This is a genomic window from Bacteroides sp. D20 (assembly GCF_003436255.1).
In the GTDB taxonomy this organism is placed as follows: Bacteria; Bacteroidota; Bacteroidia; order Bacteroidales; family Bacteroidaceae; genus Bacteroides; species Bacteroides uniformis.
The window spans coordinates 1-7288 of record NZ_QSOO01000037.1 but is presented as its reverse complement, the minus strand read 5'-3'; the positions used below and the strand labels follow the sequence as shown (position 1 = coordinate 7288).

Below are 7288 nucleotides of genomic sequence, written 5' to 3'. Positions count from 1 at the left end.
GAGCCGAACAGCACACGCACCGTCCCGGCGTTCATGGCGTCTATCACCGCCTTCCGCGCCTTGTCGGTCTTGCACTCCTGAATGAAGCGCACCTCGCTTGGCGGTATACCGTAGTCCTCCGTCAGTTTGCGCTTGATTTCCGAATAGACGTTCCACCCGTCGCCCGGCTGGTATGTCCCCAAATCAGAGAAAACGAACTGCGTGCCTTTCTGGGCGTCGTATTTTTGATAATACTCCGCGATCATCTTGGCACAGTGACTCGCTTTGTTGTCGGGATGATCTTCGTAATTCGGGTCTATCATGCGCATGTCGAGTGCCATTTTCCGGGCATAGTCCGTGGCGATGAGCATCTTCGCCTTTTCTTCCGTTTCCGAAAGCGGCAGCCTGCCCAACAAGGTGGCATCGCCCGTCTTGGCGAACTGCATCAGTTTCTGTATGAAGTCCTCCTGTTCCGGCGTGGGCGGTATATGGTGCAGTATCTCGTTCTTGGCAGGACGGTCAACGCCCACATCCTCCGCCGTGCGGTAGTCCGTGATTTCATTATAGAAGGCGGCAAGCTCCGGCACTTTGATGAAGTAGCGGAAACGCTCCTTCTGGACCACATTGTTCGTCACGTTAAATTCAAAATCCGTCGTCTTCTTGGCAAATATCGCCGCCCAAGCGTCGAAACACCTTATGTCCTGCCGTTCCAGCTCCTTCGGGCGCAGGTACTTGAACAGCAGGTACAATTCAGTCAGTGAGTTGCTGATAGTCGTGCCGGAGAGGAAGGTCGCACCCAAGTCTTTTCCTGTGCGCTCCTGTATGGTGCGTATGGCAAAGAGCATGTTAAGTGCCTTCTGGCTTCCCTCGCTGTTTCCCAATCCCGCCACACGGTCGTGGCGCGTGTTGAAAGTCAGATTCTTGAACTGGTGGCTCTCATCTATGAAGATGTGGTCGATGCCCATCTGCTTGAAATCCACCACGTCGTCCGTGCGTGACTTTATGGCGTGTTCCACCTTCTCCAGCTTCGCTTCAAGGTTGTGCTTGCGCTTCTCCAATCCTTTCAGCATCGCCCGCGACACGTTCTTTCCCTGCTGCCGTAGCACTTCGAGGTTTTCCTCCACCGTGTCAAGCTCTGCTTGCAGGATGCGCTGCTGCAATTCCGGCGACTGCGGTATCTTGCCGAACTGGTCGTGCGACATGATGACGCAATCGTAGTCGTTGTTCTTTATATTATTGAAGAAGCGCACACGGTTGGCGGTCGAAAAGTCCTTCTCCGAAGCGTACAGAATACGTGCGTTGGGATATGCCGCCTGATAGGTGGCTGCAATCTCCGCAACGTTGGCTTTCAGCCCGATAATCATCGGCTTGTGTGCCAAATTCAGACGCTTCATCTCATGCGCGGCGATGCACATTATCAGCGTCTTACCGGTTCCCACCTCGTGGTCGCAAATTCCGCCGCCGTTCTGTTTCAACATCCAGACGCAATCCATCTGTGAGGGATAGACGCTCTTGATACCCCGGCTTGCCAGCCCTTTCAGGTTGAGGTCGGGAAAGGTCTGATGGGAGCCGTCGTAGCGCGGGCGCACGAAACAGTTGAACTTGCGGTTATACATCGTCACAAGCCGCTCCTTGAACTGCGGCGACTGCTCTTCGAGCCATTCGGAGAAGCCGTTTCGTATCTCGTCAATCTTGGCGTTGGCGAGTTGTATTCCCTCGCTGTCGCGCATCTTGATGTCGTTGCCATGCTCGTCCTTGCCGATGGACTTCATCATGTCAGGGCAGGTGTTGTGCAGGGCGTGTTTTAGGAGGTGCATACCGTCATAGTTCCGGTAATACCCCTTCACCAGAAACTCGTCCGTGATTTTCATGGTGCGGTAGCCGCACACCACCGAAAACTCGTCCATGCTTGCGGAATAGGCGATTTTCACCTCCGTGTCGAACAGCCGGCTCATGTAGGCGGCATAGACACCCGTCGGAATCCAGCGTTCCCCGAAATTGAAGTCCAGATCCTCGAAGGCGATGCGCTGCGGCTCGGCATCTTTCAGAGCCTCCAACGCCTGCTTCACCTCCGGCATACGCTCATTTTCGGGATTGTCACCCATCCATGCCTCTATGCGTTCCGCTTTCTCTATGACATTTCCGGCGATGAAACGGTCTTTGATTTCGTAACCGGTCACGAGCGGATTGTAGTAGATGCGCCCTTGCAGGGCAGTGAGCAAATCCTCCGCCGTGCTGTCGGTTATCTCCCGCATATAGTCGAGATTGACCGTACCATATTTGTTGAGCGACGCAGACAGGGCTTCTTCGGGAGAGCCTACGTTGGCATGGCTCTCCACCGCGAAGGAAACAGGATGCTCGAAGATGTCCGCCTTGACGAACTTTCCGTTTTCCATCCGTTCCAGCGAAAGGATGTCGCGCCCGCCCGCATCCATCATCACTAACTTCACGTTCTGCTTGGCGTTGAGGTTGCCGTAGCGCATGACAAACTCATCGTAACAGGTATTCAGATGCTCTCGCCACGGAACATTTGCCTCGCGCCGGAGCGATTCATAACGGTACAGACGCTCGTAGGCGTCACGCAGCGACACATACAACAACGCCTTTTCCTTCTGGTATCCTTTCAGGTCGAGCGGCTGGAATGTCGCCCCGTATGGCGTGATGTCTTTCAGGTAGCCGATGTTATGACGCCCCCGGTCAGCCACCAGCGACCCTTCGCGCAGGTGCATCTCCGGCGTGCGGTGGTAGGCACGCGGAGAAAGGTCCACGACTTCCTCCTTCGGCTTTTCCGCTTCGATGTCGGGGAAAAGGAAAGTCCCCACCGCTTCCGATGGGGTATCTGTAACGGCAGGTGCGGCGACTGCCTCCGGCTGTGTTTCCTCCTGTCGTGGCTGCTCACGGGAAGTTTCCGGCACGGCTTTCACTTCCGTCTTTTCCGCCACTTGTTTCTCGTTATGCTGCCTTGCCAGTTCCCGAAGTTCTTTCCTACGCTCCGGCGTCAAACCCATCATCATTTCATAGAAACCGTTGATGGGAGGATTGGTATCCCAGTCCAGTGTGGCATAGATGTCGTCCGGGTCGGCAGGCTTGGCGGTGTTCTCCGCTTTCACCTCCTTATTCTCCATTGCGGGTTTTGCAGTTGGAGCTGTCGGTGTAACCGTGACTTTCGGTTTGGGCGGAGTGGACTTTGCCGTAACTGCCTTTTTCACCGTCTTTTTCTTTTTGGAGGTTTTCGGTTGGCTGACCTCTTCCGTCATCCCCCAGAGGTCAAGCAGGGTGAGCTGCACGCCTGCGGAATATTGCGGGCGCGGTTCTATCTCCGGCTTTTCATCTGCGGGTTGCGGCTTTTCTGTCGGAGTTTCCACCGTCTGCGCCGAGGATACTGTTTCCAATTTTATGGCAGGACGCTCTACTTTATTTTGAACGGCAACTTTTTCTTCCGTTCCTGCCTGCCGGATTGAACCCGAATACAAGCGCATGGCAAGCCTGTAATGGAAATCCTCGTCGAGCATACGGCGCAAATCCCCGGCGATGCCTGCTGCCTTGCCCTCGTGCAGATAAACCATAGCGGGCTTCCCGTAGGGGTCTGTGTCAAGTTTCGCCATCGTATGCACGATGCGTTCCGGGTGGTGGATGAAATAGGCGTTGTCGGTCAGGGCGGTTTTCGTGTCCGTCTGTATCACGGTCATCAGCCGCTCGTCCTGCGACATTTCCTTCTTGCTGAGGTTCTTTTGCAGGACAATCAGGTCACTGCCCACCTCCGTGCCCGCGTTGTCCGTGAACAGGTTGTTGGGCAGGCGTATCGCGGATACCAGATTGGCCTGACTGAACAGCTCGTTACGCACGGAGGTCTTGGTGCTATTCAATACCCCTTGCGAGGTGATGAACGCCACGATACCGCCGTCACGCACGGCATCCAGTCCTTTGAGAAAGAAATAGTTGTGGATGGTTTTCTGGGCGGAGCGTCTGCCGAAAGAGTCGCTCCGCTGAAACTCCGCGTCGAACACGGCAATGTCACCGAACGGAATGTTGGACACCGCCAAGTCGAAATAATTGTTGAACGGTCTTTCGATTTTCTCAAAACCGCAGGTGCGCATTTTCTGGTCGGGATAGAGATGCCTCAAGATTGTACCCGTGAGCAGATCCTTCTCGAAAGCCATCACATCCGCATTGGGGCTGTGCCGCAGCATGGAATCCACGAACACGCCGACACCTGCCGACGGTTCGAGCATACGGGCGGGGCGGACGCTGTAATCTGCCAGCACGTCCGCGATGGTGTCGGTTATCTCTTTGGGGGTGTAGAAAGCGGTCAGCACGGACGCTTTCAGCGAATCCACAAACCGCTTGTACTCTGTTTCGTCCTTGCTGTTCTCACGGATAAGCCTGTGCAGCTCCACCGTCGGGGCGAACAGTTCGAGGTCGGATTTCGCCCACCGGACGGCATCCGTCAGTTCCTTTGCAGGGTTGAGGATACATTTCAGACCGCCGAAACCGCAGTACCTTTGAAGTATGGCACGCTCTTCGGTTGTCGCTGTCCTATTTTCCCTGTCAAGGATGAATGCCGTCCGTATCGCCTCGATGTTGTCCCGCAGTTTCTGTTTGCGGTTAAACGCCATATTCGTCTAAGTAAAGGACGGTTGCTCCCGTCAGCTCCGTGTAGAGCAGGTCGTAATCGGAAGACAGGGCGAAATTGTCATCCGAGAGGTCATAGACGGAGAACACGTTGCCGACAAGCGGCAGCAGTTTCAGGACAAAGGCTTCACGCTTCTCTTCCGGCACTTCATCGGCAAACTCGTTTTCCACGACTTCGCGGAGGATGGCGTAACGGGAATAATGCAGCCCGCGCAGCAGCGTGTCCATCGCCAGTTCCTGCGCACCATCGGCGGGATAGCCTTCAAGCCGTGCCCTCTCATACGTTTCGGCGGCACGGTCGGCCCGTTCCCGTATGAAAGCGGTGTCGTCAGCCTGTTCAAACTTGTTCGTGCGGAGATAGTCCAGCAGGTACAGACCGTAATAGGAAAAGTCGGTCTGACCCTCGTTTTTCTTCTTGTTGTTCATTACTTTGGATTTAGCGGATTGATAATTAACGGGATAATCGGTTGGAAAAAGGAAGAAAAAGGCACTCGGTATCCCTCCGAGTGCCACCACTAAATCCAAAGTATGAGTGTAATCCGGTATCGAAGAACAATTCATTACTCTGAACAAGTGGCAAAGTTAATACTATTTCTTCCGTCCTGAAAATTTCTTGTCCTTTTTAGCCTCCGGGAACACAAAAGTCGTGTTATATTCCCCGTCAAAGGCGACAACAGCATCGAAACTCTTGCCCTGTTTGCTCTTGAACCCTTTGAGCAGCTTGGTATGCCCTTCGGTGAGCAGGTCTTTGATTTCATCGTCGGACAGGGTGCGTCCCGCTTTCAGCCGGAACACGGGCAGTCCGCACTCCGTGTTGTCGCAGCGTACCACCTTGCCGTAGAACCGCATCCTGCCCGTGCCACACTTGGGACACGCGCAGCCGGAGTCACGGCTGCCGAAGAGCTTGTCGCACGAGAGCAGTTCGGAGGTTATCTCACGTGTGTACGCCTCTATCTCCTTGCGGAAGGTGTCGGCGGACAGTTCCCCGCGCTCGATACGCGCCAGCTCCTTTTCCCATTCGCCCGTCATGGCAACATCGGCGATGCGCATCGTCTTGACGACGGAATTGAGGGCAAGTCCTTTTTCGGTGGGAACAAGCGACTTCTTGCAGCGTTCCATGTAACCGCGCTTGAAAAGCGTTTCGATGATGGAGGCGCGTGTGGCGGGAGTACCGATGCCACAGTCCTTCATCGCCTGCCGCAGTGCGTCGTCCTCAATTTCCTTGCCCGCCGTTTCCATTGCCGAGAGCAGGGTGGCTTCGGTATGCAGCGGCTTGGGTTTGGTCTTTCCTTCGGTAATGGACGAGCCTTTCGGTGTCAGCGTGTCGCCTTCCTGCCAGCCGGGGATGGTAATTTCCTCTTTTTCCTCGCCATAGACGGCACGCCATCCGGTTTGCTTCACGACGCTGCCTTTTACGGTAAACTCCACTCCGGCACATTCCGCCGTGACAGTGGTCACATCCTTGACGCATTTCTCAGAGAATGCCTCGACCATGCGCCCGGCAATCATCTGATAGATGGTATTGTCCTCTTTGGAGAGGAAGAGCGGTTTCTCACCCGTGACGAGCAGGGCATGGTGGTCTGTCACCTTGCCGTCGTCCACGCTGCGGCGTGTCGGGGCGGCTTTTGCCCGCACCTTGTCTTTCCATTCGGGCTGTGTGCCGATGAAAGCGAGCAGTTTGGGAATTTCGGCAAACACGTCTTCGGGGATGTAGCGGCTTCCCGTTCTCGGATAGGTTATCAACTTCTTTTCGTAGAGTTTCTGCGCGATTTCAAGCGTCTGTTCCGCCGTGAAGCCGTGCTTGGCGTTGGCTTCTTTCTGGAGCGTGGTCAGGTCGTAGAGCAAGGGAGTTTCCTCCGTCTTCTCCTTGCGCTCGGCTTTCGTGACAGTGGCGCAACCTGCCGCCTTTACCTTATTATATAGTTCCATCGCCGGTTCTTTCTCTTTCCATTTCTCGGAGGATGAGAATTTCACGACTTCGCCGTCGCAACCGTCCGTTGCGATATGGAGCTGCCAGAATGCTTCGGACGTAAAGCGGCGGTTCTCCCAGTAGCGTTCACATACCATAGCCAACGTTGGTGTCTGCACCCGCCCCACGGAATACGTGCCGTGTCCGGCGGCGATGGATAACGCCTGTGTGCCGTTGATGCCCACGAGCCAGTCGGATTCGCTCCGCGCTTTGGCGGCGAGGTAGAGGTTGTCGTATTTGCTGCCGTCTTCGAGTTTCCGCAGTCCCTCGCGGATAGCTTTGTCGGTGAGAGAGCTGATCCACAGGCGCACGAAAGGAGTGGTGCAACCCGTATAGTGGTAGAGGTAGCGGAAGATAAGCTCTCCCTCGCGTCCGGCATCGGTCGCCACGATGATATGTTCGCTTGTGTCGAACAGTCTTTTGATGACTTTTATCTGCGACACCACGCCGCTGTCGGGCTTGTAACCTTTCTCCGTCCTGACCTGACGGGGGACGAGCGTGAATGTGTCGGGAATAATCGGGAGGTTGTCACGGACAAATCCGCGCACGCCGTAGCCGTCGGGCATGGCAAGCTGAACGAGGTGTCCGAATGCCCATGTCACGGCATAACCGCCTCCCTCGAAATATCCTTCCTCTCTCTTTGTCGCGCCCACGATGCGGGCGATTTCACGTGCCACGGAGGGCTTTTCTGCAATGATTGTCTTCATG

Annotated in this window: 3 protein-coding genes; all 3 read right to left on the bottom strand. The window is 55.2% G+C overall.

The genetic code is table 11. From position 1 onward, the window contains the following. A partial coding sequence (locus tag DXD78_RS20725) for an N-6 DNA methylase (RefSeq protein WP_117652952.1) occupies positions 1 to 4595 on the bottom strand: 4595 nt, incomplete at its 3' end. Next, a complete protein-coding gene (locus DXD78_RS20720; protein WP_004291461.1) occupies positions 4585 to 5172 on the bottom strand; it encodes a DUF1896 domain-containing protein in 588 nt (195 codons plus the stop codon). The genes DXD78_RS20725 and DXD78_RS20720, both read right to left, overlap by 11 nt. 27 nt (positions 5173 to 5199) lie before the next feature. Next, positions 5200 to 7287 carry a type IA DNA topoisomerase gene (topB, locus tag DXD78_RS20715; protein ID WP_044132009.1) on the bottom strand — a complete coding sequence of 696 codons (2088 nt, stop codon included), beginning with the start codon at positions 7285 to 7287 and terminating at the stop codon, positions 5200 to 5202. Position 7288 lies beyond the last annotated feature (1 nt).

Bases quoted from the DNA above. Each gene is read 5' to 3' on its own strand.
- DXD78_RS20720 (WP_004291461.1), bottom strand. From the start codon at position 5,172: ATGAATTGTTCTTCGATACCGGATTACACTCATACTTTGGATTTAGTG.
- topB (WP_044132009.1), bottom strand. From the start codon at position 7,287: ATGAAGACAATCATTGCAGAAAAGCCCTCCGTGGCACGTGAAATCGCC.